Below are 15,151 nucleotides of genomic sequence, written 5' to 3'. Positions count from 1 at the left end.
TATGAAAAAGATTCTTGCGCGCCTTGCCTTGATGGCTGGGATGACCTTCTGCGTATCGAACGCCGCGTACGCTCAGCTAACGGTCATCGATCCAACCAACCTTATCCAGAACACGATTACCGCGTTGAAGGCGATCAAGACCGAGGTCTACCAGGACAGCAATATCGCCTATCAGTATCAGATGATGGCGAACCAACTGCTGCAGGCCACAAACCTCGACCCGGCGGCGATGAAGGCGCAATACGACCAGATCACGGGCGACATCGACAAGTACAAGAAGCTGGCCAGCACCGCGACGGACCTCTATGGCGATCTTCAGAACGGCGGCCAGTGGCTTAATCACGTGCAGTCGCTGATCTCGCGATCCGGCAAATCGAACGCGGAATGGTTTGCTGATATGGCGACGCTCTACAACCAGCGCGATAACCAGGCGACGCAGTTGCTGCAGACGGGCAACAACGTGATGCAGCATATCCAGACGCTTGCACAACGCCGCCAGGATCTGCAGTCGCAAATGTCATTGACTCCGACCGCACAGGCTACCGCAGAGCTGACCACGCACTATCTGGATATCGTATCGAGCCAGATGAGCGACATGCTCCAGCTGGCCGCTGGCAAACAGCAGAAGGAAGCCCAGCAGCAGTCGGCATCCAACGCTGACGACAAGGCGCGCGCGGCATCGGCAAAGGCGTTTCTCGACCAGCAGGAAGCCGAGCGCGCGGCTTACGGATTCTAGACGTAGGACGGATCACTCATGCTGCAATTGCTGAAACGGATCTTTGCCGCCGCCTTGCTTCCGCTGTTCCTGATCGGGACGCCACTCGCGGCGTTCGCAGATGATCCCATAGTCTTGCCGGACGGGTCGGTTGTCCCGGGAAACTCGTCCAGCACGGCGACGACCAACGCAAGTTCGTATGTGAAGCCTGGCGAGTTTTCGGCGGGCAGCAAGCAGGCGATGGACAAGATCACGGCGCTGTTCTCATCGGTGATGGACACTGCGGTGGCGATCAGCGAGCAGATCAAGCCCGAAGCGGACAAGTTCGCGGGCGGCCTCGGCGTTATCACGCTCATTCTGGCTGCCGTACGCTTCGCGGCGACGAGAGACCCCGTGATGGCGTGGCTGGCCTTCTTTGAAGAGATCGGGGTCCTGGGGATATTCGCGTCGTTCTATATCGAGTTCGCCCAATTCGGCCCGGGCTTCTACAAATGGTTTCTGTCCCTTGCCAATACCATCGGCGGGACGAACATGTCGAGTACGTTGGGCGTGATCGGCAGCGCAGCCGGACAGATCCTTGACGCGATCGTCAAGGCATTCTCCGGGGCTGGCTGGAGCGCGATATTCAGCGTGGCTGTCGCGATGGTCCCGCTCTTTTTTGCCTGGCTGGTGCTATCGGTCACCTCGGTCGTGTTTGCGTTCTTCATCAACCTCGGCCAACTGCAATTCGCGTGCGGCGTCGTGATGGGGCAGATTGCATTTGCACTCGGCTTCTCAACAATCACGCGCGGGTATTTCAAGACATGGCTGGATTACATGATCAGCGCCGGGATGTACGTCGTCGTCGCAGCCATCCTGATGCGACTGGTCACCCAGAGCCTGATCGCGGCAGTACAGGACGCGACAGCGAAGGGCCTGTCGACCTCCGGCGCGAGCGGCTATGTCTTTGACCTCGCTATTTTCGTGTTTCTCATTTCGTTCGAGATTCCGAAGATCGCGGGTATGTTCGGCGGCGGTGCAAATGCCAGCGGCTCGATTGTCGCCAAAGTAGGTCGCGCTGCGACAGCGGGGCTGATGCCATGAATCTGCATCAGAACATAGACGCGTCGGCACTCGTCGACCAGCACCAGCGACGCGTTGATCTCATCGGTCAATGCGCCAACGAAGCGAGCAAAGCCGAGTTTGAGCGCAAGTGGCTCTCTGTCCTGCGCGCCTGTGCGACGTGGTTTTCCTCGTTGCCGCTCAGCGCGACGCTGTATCACGGACCGGGCGGGGCATTCCGCTGTACCGTTGAGACGGCGTTTTTCGCCATGCGGCTCGCCGGCGGACAGAAGTTCGGTACAAACCTGTCATCGGAAAAGCGCCGTCGCATCGAGCCGCAATACAACTACGCGGTGTTTCTCGCCGCGGTGTGTTCCAGGCTGGACGAACCGTACCGGCATTTCCAGATCGAACGCGACAGCGATCGGGCAATGTGGAATCCCTCTGTGCACGGTGCTGCCGGAACGTGGCTCGGTGCTTCAGCGTATCGGGTCATGGTGCGGGAGCAGCCCCTGCCTGTCGAGCGGATGCGCACTGGGATGCTCGCACAGATGCTTGTCGGCTCCGAATTGATCGCCGGACTGGATGGCGAGGTTCTCTCAGAATTGTTCGGCGCTATCAATCCTGTCATGCAGCCGCAAGGCGTCGAATCCCTGTTGCACAAGGTGGTCCGACAGGCAGTCAACGTCGCGGACGAAGCGGACCGGAAGGCGCAACGCGGCGTGTTCGCGCCGGTAAACTATACGGTGCCGACGGCTGTACAGGTTGCAGCTGAACTGCAACCCGTTGTCGCACCAGCGCCTGCGCCCGCGCACTCGCCTCCGCCGGCGTCGTCTGCCGCCACAGCTTCGGACCCAACGCCGGCCGCTGAGCCGACAGCAACAAAATCCGGTGGTGCCGGTGAAAAGCCGTCCACGACTGAGTCTGCGGCCTCGCCAGTCGAGGCCTCTCAGCGCGCATCTGTGGAACCCGTATCCTCGCCTGTTCCAGCGTCGGAACAGGCACCGGAGTTAGGCACCGCGAGTCACTGGTCGTTACATGCTGCGGTCGGCATCGCGCCGGGACAGGAAACCGCGAGCGAAGCGCCGGTCCAGAAGCCTGTCGATCCGACCGCAATGCGCGTCACGCCGAGAGTGGCCGCCGGGCAAGAGAAGGCGCCTGCACCGACTGGCTTTGACGATGTTCTCAAGGGCATGCCCAATTCAGTTCGTGAGTTCTTCACGGCGTTGCGCGAGGACGTCGCATCGGGCGCCGCGAAGGGCGTTGAGTGGAACGACAAGGGGCTTGTCGTTACAAAACGCCTGATCGGCAGTTATGGCCTCGCCTCGAGTACGCTCGTTGAGCATATGCGCAAGCGCAGTCTGATGGTCGCCGACGCGTCGACGGACATCACGCTCGCGCCGCGCGTGGGTCAGCTAATTCTGGATCGACCGGCATGACGAACTACATCAATCATTTCAGACCAATCTACGAATTTCGGGCGGCTGTTTTCTGGTTCGCGGCCTGTGTCCTGCTGCCGATCTTCGGCATGCCATACGGCTGGGCTTTCATGCTTGTCGGGCTTGGGTTCCTCGTGGTTCGCTCCCTGCAGATTTGGGGAGCACTCAAGTTTCGCATGGCCATCTCGACAAAGTGGCTGACCACGCTGCACGTGCCCAAGCTGCTGCAGATCCAGCAACGAATGCGCGAAGAAGCGAACTCGATGTACTTGGGTATCGGGTACGAGTGGACCCAAAAACATTGCCAGATCGCGCACGACATTCTGCGTATGCCGACCACCGACATACCCGGCCTGCCGAAATGGCTAAACAAGACGAAGACAGGGCGCAAGATTGAGGAAGCTATCGAAGGCATCTTCGCTCCCACGGACAGCATCCGTGATCGAATGCCCCAGGGCTCGTCGTGGATACATGGGATGGAGCCGAAGAAGGCGCTTGTGCCGTTCCACTATAAAGCGATGGGTGGTCATACGCTTGTTGGAGGGACGACCGGCGCCGGCAAGACCCGGACCTATGAAGTCATCTCGACCCAGGTCATCCACCTCGGCGACGTTCTCATCATCGTTGACCCGAAAAACGATGCGGAGTGGAAGCGGCGCGTCGAAAAGGAATGCGCGCGCTCCGGCCGCAAATTTCTCTACTTCAATCAGGCGAAGCCTTCCGAATCGATCCGCCTCAACCCGATCGAGAACTGGTCACAACCGTCAGAAATCCCGAGCCGGATCGCGCAACTGATGGAGGAAGGGCCGTTCCGCGATTTCGCCTTCCTGTTCATCGACCGCGCTGTCAAGGGCGAACTGTACATCGGCGATAAGCCCACATTGAGATCGATCCTGAAGTACGCGCAGTCGGGCATCACAACGCTGCTCGAAAAGAGCCTGACGCGTTTCTTCATCGAACAGGGTCTGACTGATTGGGAAGAGCAGGTCGCCACGGAAAATACCCGCCAGGGCGCACGCAACAACGGGGCAGGTCCGATCGACGCGATGATTGCGCTGTATAACGCGCGGTTCGCGGCGCTGGAGCGAGGTCACGAAGCGATTGACGGACTGATCGCCACGCAGGTACATGACCGCGAGCATTACATGCGGATCATCGCCTCGGCGCTCCCGCTCCTCCAGATGCTGGCGACGGGCGAAACTGGGCTGATGCTGGCGCCGAAGGCCGACGACTTCGACGACGAACGCGAAATCTGGGACATCGACAAGATCATCAAGCAGAAAGCCGTCCTGTACATGGGGCTGGACTCGCTGTCGAACAACATCGTCCAGAAAGCGATCGCATCGATGATCCTGGCCGATGTCGCGGCGGTGTGTGGCTCCATCTACAACTTCTACGACTCGCCGCCAGAGGTCGTCCTGATCATCGACGAGATCGCAGAAGCGATCAACGAACAGGTGATCCAGATCCTGAATAAGGGCCGCGGAGCCGGCTTCAAGGCGTTCGTCGCGTTTCAGGCGCGCGCGGATCTCGAGGCTCGCCTTGGAAACGCCGCGAAAATGCTGCAGGTTTTGGGCAACTTGAACAATCAGATCGTCCTACGCTTGGAAGACAGCGACACTGCGCAGTGGTTCTCGGACAAGGTCGGCGAAACAGCCATACGCAACCTGACTATCTCTGGCAGTACGAGCACCGGCAGTGAAGCGCACATCGGAGAGTTCACCGGCGGCGTCTCACGTTCACTACAACTGGAGAAGGTTCCCCTTATTCCCAAAGACCTGATACATAAACTCCCGAACCTGCAGTACTTCATGCGCATCTCGGGTGCCGCGGTGTATCAGGGTCGTATTCCAATCCTTCAAGGCTAACTAAACGCATGTCTGCCGTATTCAAAAAAATCATCCGCGAACACAAGCTGTCGTCCCGCCTGATGCCCGTTTTCACGCTGGCGCCGGAGCTTGAGCTCGCCTGCGCACGCGTGGCCGATTTCATCGGGGAGAAGTTCATCGGCGAATCCGAACCGCTCGTCAAGGAGATGCTAGACCACGGCATCGCGGCGTACAAGCGCACCCGTAAGACAGGCAATCCACATGTTGCATTCATGCAAGGTCTTTTCTCAAGCGCGCACCTTCTGTACGCACGCCGTTACGTTGCCCGGGACGGTGAGCGGTATCACGTCTGGCCGCCAATGCTGGAACCCGTCACCGAATTCGAGGCACGCCACGAAGCGCTCGGCACCGAAATGGTCGAAGAGCGGTGCCCCGAGTCGATCACGCAGCGGTCGGCGGCCTTCCAGCTAGCCGCGCGAGCCCTGACCGGCGAAAACTTCCGCCTTTACTTCGAGGACTACGATGTCGCCCACACTTTTTCTGATAGCGAAGCTCTCGCGGGTTGAGCCTGACGTCGCGCGCCGCGCGATGTCAACCGCGACATCGCAAGATGAAGTCGATGCGCCACGGCCCGCCGAGTTTTCCAGGGGAAGCGGGGCAATGGCTTATGCGCTGGCGCTGTTCGTCAGCCGCAGGCCTGTGCATTTCTGGCTCGGATTGAGTGGGCTGGTCGCCTTCCCGATCTACATCCTCGCGAGGATCGTCACGAACCTGCTGGAATGGGGCGTACACACGTATGGCCAATAGCCGGTTCGTCTCCCACATCAAATGGTGGTTCTTCTTCGTGCCGCTGATAGCGGTGCTGATCATGCCTGCACTTCCCGACCGGGCGTGGTTCGCGATAGCTCAGGAAGAGGCCGATTCAGTTGCCGACGTGGTTGGTGCGGAGCGCGCTGACGAAGCCGTGTCGTTGACCAACGCGCGGTTCAAGCGCTGGTTCGTTCAAAGCGGTCTCGTGCGCCGGACCATGAACGCTGCCGGTGGCAGCGAGATCACGGACGGAGGCATGTCGGATCTCGCGCAGTCGTGGATGCACAACTTCTGGCTCGAGATATACCGCGTGGTGTATCGCGCAACTGTGATGAAGCTCTTTATCCTCGGCACGCTTGTTTTCTGTGTCGCGGCGTTCGTCGACGGCACCATTCGCCGGAAGATCAAGGCCTCGGCGGCTGGGTTTGCCAGCCCGCTGTCATTTCACCTGGCCGCTCACGGCATTTTGCTGGTGTTCGGTGTCTCGTTCGCCGTGCTGGTTCTGCCGTTTCCAATCTACGCACAATGCTGGATCGCGGTCGCTGCCGTACTCGGCGTGCTCCTCTGGAAAGCAGCGTCCTCGTATCAATAGTTTCCCCGGAAAGCTACATGTTTTTCTGGAGCTTTCCGGGTTAAGACCGTGAGCCGGCTCGTCCGCTCGCCGCAATCGGTTCGCCTCAGTCGGATTCGCGTTGCGCTCTGGCACCTCTTGCAGTTTGAGTCCCCCGCCTCGTTCGCCGTCTCAATACAAAGCGATCCCAACGACGGCGAACTCTCGACACGTGGTCCTGTCTCGTCGCACTCCGTCGGCCACATACAGGCACTCTTCCTGTACCGATTGGCGCCAAACTCCATATCCGTCACTAGCATTCCGACTTCATAGGGTCTTCGCCCCGACGTGTTTTAGCGCGCGGTCGACGCTAGCACGCCCGAAAGCGTCGAGAAATTGCACACGTTTTGGTCTGTATCGGGACCGCTATGCGCAAAACAATAGAGTCCATGCCGCGCGAGGCGCGAGCACTTTCCAACAGGGACCAAATATGAGCGCCATCACTGAAGAGTCGAAACTCGACGCCGACAGCCAAACCGCCGGACAACCCGTCGCCGCCCCGACCGCGCAGGGAACAAGCGCGGCTGCTCCGACACTGCCACTGATCACCGACGGCGCGGATGGTGGCGAAATCGAGGCCGAACTCCAGCAGATGGAAGACGCCGCGAACACCCTTCAAAAAGAAGGGATGATCAGCGAGACGGAAGCGGCGGAAAAGCGTGAGCAGGTTGCGCGGACACGCAAGCTTTTCCGTGATCTGCCGCCGGCGGAGCGCGCAGCGATCGTCCAACGCCGTCGCGAGATTGGCCGCGAACTGATGAACCGTCAGTTGTCCGGCGCCGCAGTGGTGCAGGCCGCGGTTCGCTTGAACCACACGAGACTGAAGCCGCTGTTCGAGCAGTGGTGGCCGTATCTGAACCGCATGAGCATCAACCTGCAACGCTTCGGCCGCTCGACCTTCGGTACAGAAGATCTGGGCGTTGTCACCGCGTGGTTCGAAAAGCAGGTCGGCGATCTGGAAGCGTATGTCGACGAGCAGCTGAGCGTCGCGCAGGGCTTCCGCGCCAAGACCGAATCGAAGATGCAGGACCAGGGCGATATCGTGTTTGCGCCGACGGTTACCAAGCCTTCGCTCGAGATTGAAGTGGAAGCGTATTCCCGATTCTCGATGCGCGTGCTGTCGCTCATGCTGAAGTTCGACAAGGTCATGGATCATTTCGACTTCCTGGTGTGGAACGGCGTTCGTGACCAGTCCGACGTCGACGAGGAAACGACCCGGTTCCTCCGCAAATTTCACCCCGTCGGCGTGCGCGGCTATATGACCCATTTGCGCCTGATGACCACGGTGCGCGGCCGATAACAGGACTGCCACCATGCTCGACGGGCTCAATCCGCAGCAGCGTGAGGTAGCGGAACTGCGCCAGCACTGTGTTGCGATCGCGTGCCCCGGTGCTGGCAAGACCAAGACGATCGCGGCGAAGGCAGCCCTCCTGCTGGCTGACCCCGCCGCAATCGTCGGCGCTGTCACCTTCAGTAAGGACGCAGCAGTCGAGCTCCGCGATCGCATTCTGGCGCTTGCTGGTGATGGCGCCAGAAAGCGGCTCATCGCGGGGACGTTTCACTCGCTCGCGTTCAAACAGCTGGGCAAGCGCGACATCGCGACGGATGGCGATCGGATGGGCCTCATTGCGCGTGTCATCGCGGAGCTAGGCCTCGCCTGGAAGCCCGAAGAGGTCGTCCCCAGCATCGAGCGGATCAAGACCAATTTCGGCCGTGTGGAGGCGGGCACCGAAGACGCGCAGATCTACGCCGCCTATCAGGCCGCTCTTGAGCGCAACGGCAAGATCGATTTTCAGGACATGCTGCGCCTCGCCGTCGCGGGCATGGAAGCGGGCGACATCGCGCCGTACCGCTTCACCGATCTTCTCGTTGATGAATTCCAGGACACGGACCCGTTGCAATACCGCTGGGTTGAATTGCACGCGAAAGCCAATGCAAAGGTCACTGTGGTTGGTGATGACGACCAGAGCATCTACGGATTCCGCGCAGCACTCGGTTACCGCGGCATGGAGAATTTTGCGTCGACCTTCAACGCCCAGAAAGTCGTGCTCGGCAGCAACTATCGCTGCCACGGGGAGATCCTCTCTGCCGCAGACCGCGTGATCCGAAACAACACAGACCGGATCGCCAAGCTACTGCATGCGGAACGCGGACCGGGCGGCTCCGTTGCAACAAAGCGTTCTGACGACGAGTATGCGGATGCCGTTGCGGCCGTCGAGACGTTGTATCCGCTCCTTAGGGCGGGCAAGTCGTGTGCAATCCTCGCGCGCACGAACCGGATTCTGGACCCGATAGAGGCTGTCTGCCGATCGCATGGCGTTCCATACTTTCGGGCGTCCGGCAGTTCCGTGCTGAATCGCCCAGAAGGGGCTCTCATGTGCAACCTGCTCGGAATCGCCGAAGGGCGCAAGCAGAACGGGCTCGATGCGGTTTTCGGCTACATGGGGCTGAGCACACCGCTTCTTGCCGTGCTCCACCGTGACATGGGGCCGGAGCTTATTCAACGTCACAAGAAGGATCTTGTCGCGCTTGGTCTGCCCGAAGACACCGCGACGGTCTATCGCAGCTTTATGAAACGCCTTTCCGAATGGCAGGCGATGTGCGAACGGAGCTTCTACTCGCTGGTGCTCGACGGCGTGCATGAGCTGATGATGACGTACGCAAAGAAAGATCAGTCTATCCGCGCGATCCAGGGCACCTACGACGTGATATCGCGGCTTTCTGGCACCTTCGCTGAGCGGATCGAATACCTCCGCCGCGACAACAACAAGCCAGCCGATGGCGCACTCGTGTTGACAACGATGCACAGTTCGAAAGGGCTGGAATGGGATCACGTGTGGATCTCGCGGGCGGAAGAGGGCGTCGTGCCCGACGAAAAAAGCACCGAGTCCGAAGAGCGCCGCCTTTTCTATGTCGCGATGACCCGAGCGCGCGACGGCCTGACCATCGCGACCATCAAGAAGAATCCCGTTTCCCGGTTCCTCATCGAATCGTCTATCCAGTAACTACTGATTGGTTTCCTCGGAGTGATCATGCTCGACCGCGTGTTTCGCAGATTCGGCTACGTGCCGATCTCGACGTTAAGCCTTGTGCCGCACAGCGAGGCGCTCCCTTTGCGAGAACCCTTGCATCGCCTGCACGCGGACGGCTTTGAGCGGTCCAGCGCGAGTACGGATGCGCTATGCGCCTGGCACGAAGACAGTGACGGATCTCACTTTGCCGTCGGACGAGATGACTGGGCACCACTCGCGGCCGCCGGCTTCTGCCTTACCGACAACGACGAGTGCCGGGCGTGGCTGGACGACGCGTTGCGCACGCGTGCATGGGTTGCACACGACATGTTGGCGTCGTGGCATGACGCTAACCGGGATGTGATGCACGGCTTCGGTACCCGGCTCGATGAGCGCAGGGCGCAAGAACATGCGCCATCGGTCGCGGGCTCGGAGCACGAGATCGCGCCGCTCGTGAAAGCGAATGAAATGGCGGAACTCCTCGCCCTCACGTGGAAGCGATACTATCTGTCCTCTCCCTTCCAGCGGCTCGGCAACTCGGCTGCGTTCAACAGGCTCGCCATACATCACACGCTGCGGCTCGCGGCTCAAACGAACGAGCACGCGCTTGAGCGGGTGATAGGATGGTTGGCGCTGTGGCTTGAGGCCCGAGGCCTGACGGTCGACCGGCGAGAGCAGCTTGTGTATATGCCGGGCTACCAGGCGCTGTATTTTCGCAGTGACGCAGAACAGTGGCTCTGATCCGCCAGCAACCAAACGAAAAAGGGGCGCCCGAGGGCGCCCCTTTGCATTTGCAACGCGCGTTGGTCAGAGATCAGGGTTGCGAAGCTTGAGCGCGAGACGATAACGAGGGTCACCGAGCGGCACATCGATGCTTTGGCCGTCTGCAATGTCGACAACAACCTTGTTGACCTTCAGACCCTTCGTGCTGACGGTTTCGGATCGGCAGTCGGCAGGACCGTCTTCGTACTTGCCCACGAACTCGGTATCCTGAACGCTGACGGAAAGTTTCGCCCGGGCTCCGTCGACCACAACGGGATCAATAAACATCGCGAGCCCGACAAAGACGCTGTCGCTCGCGAGGCTCGTTGCGTTGCCGACTTTGGTGCACTTGCCATAGCCGATCTCGGTTCCGCTGCGCATCGCGTAGGGAGATTTTCCGACAATTTCATCCTTGATGATTGAGGTGCCCATCGCGATCTGGTGGCCGTCCTTGTAAAGAGCGACATCGAGTTGTTGCTGTACCGACGGCGCTTCGGCGTGTGCACCAGTGATGACGGCGCCAGTGATGATGAACGGGGAGAGAGCTTTGATAATGCGGTTCATGAGCATCCTGAATGTCGTGTGGACGTAGTCGATAGGTCAAACGCTTGCCGCAGTGCGCGAGAGCTGCTGCACGTTGCTTGCGGCGTTCTCGATGGTCAGGTCGCTTTTGCGTTTGACCTGGCCCTCGAGCGATGCGCGCGGTCCGAGACGGATCGTCCCGTAGTAATAGACGTTCCCAATGACCCGGCCATTGATTTCCAGAACTCCGCGCGCGTGCACGTCGCCCTCGACCGTGCCGTCAACACGCACGTGCTCGCCTTCGACCTGTCCTTTAACCATGCCGCCCTGACCGATATGCAGGAGGCCAGCGTTCGACACAATGTTGCCGTCGACGATGGCAAAGCTGCTGATCCCGTGATCGAGAAAGACATCGCCGTGGATGGAAAGGCCTGCGGACAGGAGCGTGACATTAAGCGGTTGCGGCTTCATCAGATGCGGCCTCATTAAAAGAGCTGTACGTCGCCAGACTTGGCGGGCTGTGCTTTGGGTTGCGCGGGCGCGGCCGATTCGGGCGACGTCTCGCTATTTGCGGCGGCTGTCGTGTGACGGGTAACCCGGTGCAGCGCGCGCAATGCCGGGCGTTGCTCTGGCTTGGGTGCTTCCGGCGTCGTGGTCGAAGCTGACTTGACCAGTGTTGACGACGCAGCCGCAGCGGAGGGCTGCGCTGGTTGGGTCCGCGCCTGGGGCTCTGCCGTCGCGGGCGGCGTCGTGGGAGCGGCTGGCGAGGGCGTCGCAACAGCGCTCGCCGGTGCAACTGGCGGCGACTGTCGCGGCGCTCGAATGGGGGACGCGGCCGCCGCCACGTTCTCGGCGGCGGGGCGACTGGTCGGCACAGTCGGTACGACCGCGGGATTGGGATTGGCTGCGGCGAGCGAACGCGCGTCGACATTGGCGAGTGCCGATTGCGCGACGGGCCTGTGCGTGTCGAAATCGCTCGCCGTGAGAGGTCGTGCCGGATTGACGTCGATCGGCATGTCGTTTTGCGGCCCGCTTGCAGGGATCGAACCGGGAGCCTGCTTCGAGGCGCTAGTGAGAGCGGCCGGTGGAGCAACCACTGTCTCATGCATCGCGCGCCAGATACGTGCGACGCTCATCCCACCGCCCGCAGCAAGGGCTGCGACGGCAATCGCGACGAGTGCGGGCTTACCAGCTTTGCGCAGACCGCCAGCCAAGGCGAGAACGCGAACTCGCACGCTCGGTCCGGCATCGGGGGCCGGAAGGGCGGGCATGGCCGCCGTATGACTGGCGATGTCGATGATTACCGGCTGCGCGGTGTACTGCGCGTGCAGTGCCTGAATTTCCCTTAGGTCCATCGTTTCTCTCCTGTGACAGAGTTCGAGCGTAGCCATCCGGCTGCGAAGTCAAGTTCGCGCTGGACGCTGTCCTGGTCTGCAAAGAATGGCGGAGCGCTATTGCTCGCTGCGCTTGCCGTCGAAGTCGTACTGGTCGTTGTCAGGCATGCACAACTGCACGATGTGCTTGAGCCGGCGCTCTGCATTGGCGAGAAGCCGCGCGCGATCGTCAGGGCTGATCTTTTTCATGACTACTGTCGCGAGCGACTTGACGAAAACGCGGTCGAATTGGGTGAGACACCGCACCAACAGACCGGAGAGCGGGCGGGTAATGACGAGCTCGATCTCCTCGTACGGCATCTCGATAGTCCGAACGTCATGGCGTCCAAGCCACGCATCCGTCTTCCTGAACCAGTCGGAGGTCTCGCGCAAGGCAGTTTCGAGTGCACGGACTTTTCCGCCGCGTGCGACGGCAATCTTCGACGCACAGAAGTTGTAATCGGACCGGATGTAGTCGCGCGCGAACTGCGAGCTGTAGCGCAGGATCGTCTGGGCGTCTGTTTCCGAGTTGATGCGCGCAATACGCGTATCGCTAGTCAGCCGCTCAATCGGCTTCAGACCCGTTCCATTCGCGTTGACATCGGATAGGTCCGGTTTCGCCGACCGATCAGGATCGGGAGGGTATTCAAGAACAGCAGCCATGTGGATTTTTCGGGTGTGGTCTCTCTCATAGATCATTGTGCTGGAGCTTCGTATGATGAATTCGCGCAAAAGCTGTGCTGTTTTCGCGATCTTTCGGGGCTTTGCAAGCCGAAATTTGCGCAATACTGACTCTACTTCTCGCGTCTCCGACGCATCGACATGACCCGGCTAGCCCGGAGTCCATCTTCTGTACAAGCCGTGCCTTCGTGCATGCTCCGACCAGACGGCAACTGGTGTGGAATTTTCTTCTGATGAGCGCCTAGCCCGCGCTCCCCATTCATTCAGTCATAAAACTCGTCACCGGCCGCATGTATTTGCGCCGTGACATCGTTCGGACCCGGACATCGGGTGTTCTCTCTCCAGAGCCCGTCTGGGTAGAACGATCGAAGTGGACTGAACCGTGATCCTGCGGCGGAATGAATTTTCCGAAAATGGGCTGTTGCGCGGCGTGACCATGCTGCGCGAGGGCGACTTACGTCCTCGTATATGAGCCTTACGGCTCCCTGAGCGCCACGACCCCGGAAGGGTTGTGGCGCTCGGGTCATTTCCATCGAATCCCGAAACGCGTTCCTCACACCGAGGGACGCGTTTTTTTTCGTCCGTTGTTTCTGTCCCGTTGGAGGTCTTCATTGCTTCCTGACCGTCTTGACCAGCGCATAGCCGAAGCGATCAGCCACACGATCGACGAGGAGCGCGCAAATGCCGATACCACGTCGCCAGCATGGCGACAGCGTTGCGAGGTTGCCCAGGTCGCGAAATACAGCGATCCGGAACGCCGCGTCTTTCTTTCCCATGTAGCCGAACGCCGCGGAGAAGCGGCAGCACACGAACTGGAGCAGTCAGCCGGTGAGTTGCGGACAACGGCCATTTTCTTTCTCGCGAGGAAACTCTCATGAACGCAGTAGTCAATCTGGTCAACGGCCCTGTTCGCAGCGTCGTTGAGGAGCGCGCCTTGCGTCCGCCGGTGATCGGGCACATTCGCCCCGGCATCAAGGTTCTCACGTCGAAGGCACGCGGTAACGCACGTGCGGTGGAGCTTTACGGGAGCATGGTCGCAGCAGGTGAGTCGTTCGATGCGATCGCGATGGCACTCGAATCGAAATGCAACCTGAAAAATGCACTCGCACCGAGGAACACGCCGTATTTCACGTGTCGTCGGTCGGACTTCACCAACCCCGACGTCGCCGACGAGATCCTGAAACTCTACGGCGAAGATCGCGGCGAGGGGCTCAAGCTGTATCGCTTCCCGGTGCTGTTTGCGTTTAACGACTGGATGCAGAACCTGCCGAACCAGATGACCGTCTACGGTACGAACGGCCGGAAGTTCTGGTCACAGTATGAGCGTGACGGCATCCGGTACTGCATGACGTATGCGAAGGTCGCCCGCGACCAACGTGCGCAACGTGCCGTTCGGCACTTCGGCGGCCGCACAGTCATCCGTCGTCAGGATGAGGCGATTCCCGATGGCATCTGCGATCCTGAACAGTGTCCGCAGTATCAAGCGCGTCAATGCAACCTGTCGGCGAGTTTCATCTTCGCCGTGCCGGACATCAGGGGCCTTGGTCTCATCGAACTGCCGACCAACTCGATCTACGTGCTTCAGAAAGCTTACTCGGCGATGCAGACCGTACAGCTTGCGCGAGGCAAGCTAACGGGTACGCGATTCTGGATCACGAAGCGGGAGTTCGATATCACGCGGATCAACGAGCACGGCGACGCTGTCCGAACCACGCAACCCCTGACCGTGCTCGATGCCGATATCGACATCGGCGCACTGCTGGATGCGGCTGACGATCCGATTCCTGCGCTTGACGCGGCAAATCAGGCAGTTGCCTTGATCGAAGCCAGCGGTAACGTGGTTCCGATCGTCAACGTCGAAGGGACGGGCGACACGGCGACGCGATTGAACGAGACCGCCGAAGTTGGTAGCACGCCGGCGATTGCCTCGACGCAACCGGCAGAGTCGACGTCGGAGCATACGACCGGGAAACCGTCCGATGCGCCCCCGGCTAGTGGTCCGCTCCTACAGCACGTTCTTTCGGTCCATCACACAGGCGAAAGCGAAGCGACCGAATCCCTGGCCGACAAACGCGAGCGCATGTCCGACCTGCTTCAGCGGTTGGGCCTGAGCGCGGATGACCGGCAGCAGGATTTCCGGATATACGCGCACGCGATATTTGGGCGCGGATGGTCCGAGCGAACAGCAGATGTCGATCGCATGAACGAGAGATTGATCACGGCGTTGACCGATCCCGCCGAGCTTGATCGCGAGATCGACGCCGCGAAGCCGCGGCCATCTCTCGCTGACTTTTTCTAACGCAGTACCAGCCCTTCGGGGCTGGCTTCCTTCTCCTTTCCAACGAGACCATTTCAGCA

The 15,151-nt window shown here is 60.2% G+C and carries 16 protein-coding genes; 12 read left to right on the top strand and 4 right to left on the bottom strand.

Annotation, left to right across the window (positions count from 1 at the left end):
• Position 1: 1 nt before the first annotated feature.
• The 10 genes from KFO72_RS00530 to KFO72_RS00485 all read left to right on the top strand — a co-directional run bounded on the left by KFO72_RS00530 (position 2) and on the right by KFO72_RS00485 (position 10,196).
• Positions 2-736 (top strand): type VI secretion protein, encoded by a 735-nt coding sequence (locus KFO72_RS00530; RefSeq protein ID WP_225031089.1) that lies wholly within the window; start codon positions 2-4, stop codon positions 734-736.
• 18 nt (positions 737-754) lie between these two features.
• Positions 755-1,798 (top strand): type IV secretion system protein, encoded by a 1,044-nt coding sequence (locus tag KFO72_RS00525; RefSeq protein ID WP_225031088.1) that lies wholly within the window; start codon positions 755-757, stop codon positions 1,796-1,798.
• Positions 1,795-3,195, top strand: coding sequence for a TraI domain-containing protein (locus tag KFO72_RS00520; protein WP_225031087.1), 1,401 nt, complete (start codon positions 1,795-1,797; stop codon positions 3,193-3,195). Before KFO72_RS00525 ends, KFO72_RS00520 begins: the two co-directional genes overlap by 4 nt.
• Positions 3,192-5,063 (top strand): conjugative transfer system coupling protein TraD, encoded by a 1,872-nt coding sequence (gene traD, locus KFO72_RS00515; RefSeq protein WP_225031086.1) that lies wholly within the window; start codon positions 3,192-3,194, stop codon positions 5,061-5,063. The genes KFO72_RS00520 and traD overlap by 4 nt, the downstream gene beginning before the upstream one ends.
• An 8-nt stretch (positions 5,064-5,071) precedes the next feature.
• Positions 5,072-5,590: a hypothetical protein gene (locus tag KFO72_RS00510; protein WP_225031085.1), complete on the top strand. Its 519-nt coding sequence runs from the start codon at positions 5,072-5,074 to the stop codon at positions 5,588-5,590.
• A gap of 94 nt (positions 5,591-5,684) precedes the next feature.
• Positions 5,685-5,831: a hypothetical protein gene (locus KFO72_RS00505; protein WP_225031084.1), complete on the top strand. Its 147-nt coding sequence runs from the start codon at positions 5,685-5,687 to the stop codon at positions 5,829-5,831.
• Positions 5,821-6,426: a DUF4400 domain-containing protein gene (locus tag KFO72_RS00500; RefSeq protein ID WP_225031083.1), complete on the top strand. Its 606-nt coding sequence runs from the start codon at positions 5,821-5,823 to the stop codon at positions 6,424-6,426. The genes KFO72_RS00505 and KFO72_RS00500 overlap by 11 nt, the downstream gene beginning before the upstream one ends.
• Before the next feature lie 448 nt (positions 6,427-6,874).
• Complete coding sequence (locus KFO72_RS00495; RefSeq protein WP_225031082.1) at positions 6,875-7,744, top strand: ATPase; 870 nt, start codon at positions 6,875-6,877, stop codon at positions 7,742-7,744.
• Between the two features lie 13 nt (positions 7,745-7,757).
• Positions 7,758-9,449: an ATP-dependent helicase gene (locus tag KFO72_RS00490; protein WP_225031081.1), complete on the top strand. Its 1,692-nt coding sequence runs from the start codon at positions 7,758-7,760 to the stop codon at positions 9,447-9,449.
• 27 nt (positions 9,450-9,476) lie between these two features.
• Positions 9,477-10,196 (top strand): hypothetical protein, encoded by a 720-nt coding sequence (locus tag KFO72_RS00485; protein WP_225031080.1) that lies wholly within the window; start codon positions 9,477-9,479, stop codon positions 10,194-10,196.
• Positions 10,197-10,262: 66 nt separating this feature from the next.
• Here KFO72_RS00485 and KFO72_RS00480 read toward each other — a convergent pair whose 3' ends face one another.
• The 4 genes from KFO72_RS00480 to KFO72_RS00465 form a co-directional block, all read right to left on the bottom strand.
• Positions 10,263-10,781: a hypothetical protein gene (locus KFO72_RS00480; protein WP_225031079.1), complete on the bottom strand. Its 519-nt coding sequence runs from the start codon at positions 10,779-10,781 to the stop codon at positions 10,263-10,265.
• Positions 10,782-10,817: 36 nt separating this feature from the next.
• Entirely contained in the window at positions 10,818-11,210 is a 393-nt protein-coding gene (locus tag KFO72_RS00475) for a bactofilin family protein (protein ID WP_225031078.1), read from the bottom strand.
• Positions 11,211-11,224: 14 nt separating this feature from the next.
• Entirely contained in the window at positions 11,225-12,094 is an 870-nt protein-coding gene (locus tag KFO72_RS00470; RefSeq protein WP_225031077.1) for a hypothetical protein, read from the bottom strand.
• 96 nt (positions 12,095-12,190) lie between these two features.
• A complete protein-coding gene (locus KFO72_RS00465; protein WP_225031220.1) occupies positions 12,191-12,775 on the bottom strand; it encodes a DUF1845 domain-containing protein in 585 nt (194 codons plus the stop codon).
• A 629-nt stretch (positions 12,776-13,404) separates the two neighbouring features.
• Between KFO72_RS00465 and KFO72_RS00460 the strand changes: the two genes are divergently transcribed.
• Together KFO72_RS00460 and KFO72_RS00455 are read left to right on the top strand one after the other, a co-directional pair.
• Complete coding sequence (locus KFO72_RS00460) at positions 13,405-13,671, top strand: hypothetical protein (RefSeq protein WP_225031076.1); 267 nt, start codon at positions 13,405-13,407, stop codon at positions 13,669-13,671.
• Positions 13,668-15,092, top strand: coding sequence for a hypothetical protein (locus KFO72_RS00455; RefSeq protein WP_225031075.1), 1,425 nt, complete (start codon positions 13,668-13,670; stop codon positions 15,090-15,092). Before KFO72_RS00460 ends, KFO72_RS00455 begins: the two co-directional genes overlap by 4 nt.
• Positions 15,093-15,151: the final 59 nt, after the last annotated feature.

The sequence above is a fragment of the Paraburkholderia sp. XV genome, assembly GCF_020177535.1.
In the GTDB taxonomy this organism is placed as follows: Bacteria; Pseudomonadota; Gammaproteobacteria; order Burkholderiales; family Burkholderiaceae; genus Paraburkholderia; species Paraburkholderia caribensis.
Note: the sequence above shows the minus strand (reverse complement) of the source record. Positions and strands in the feature narration are given on the sequence as shown.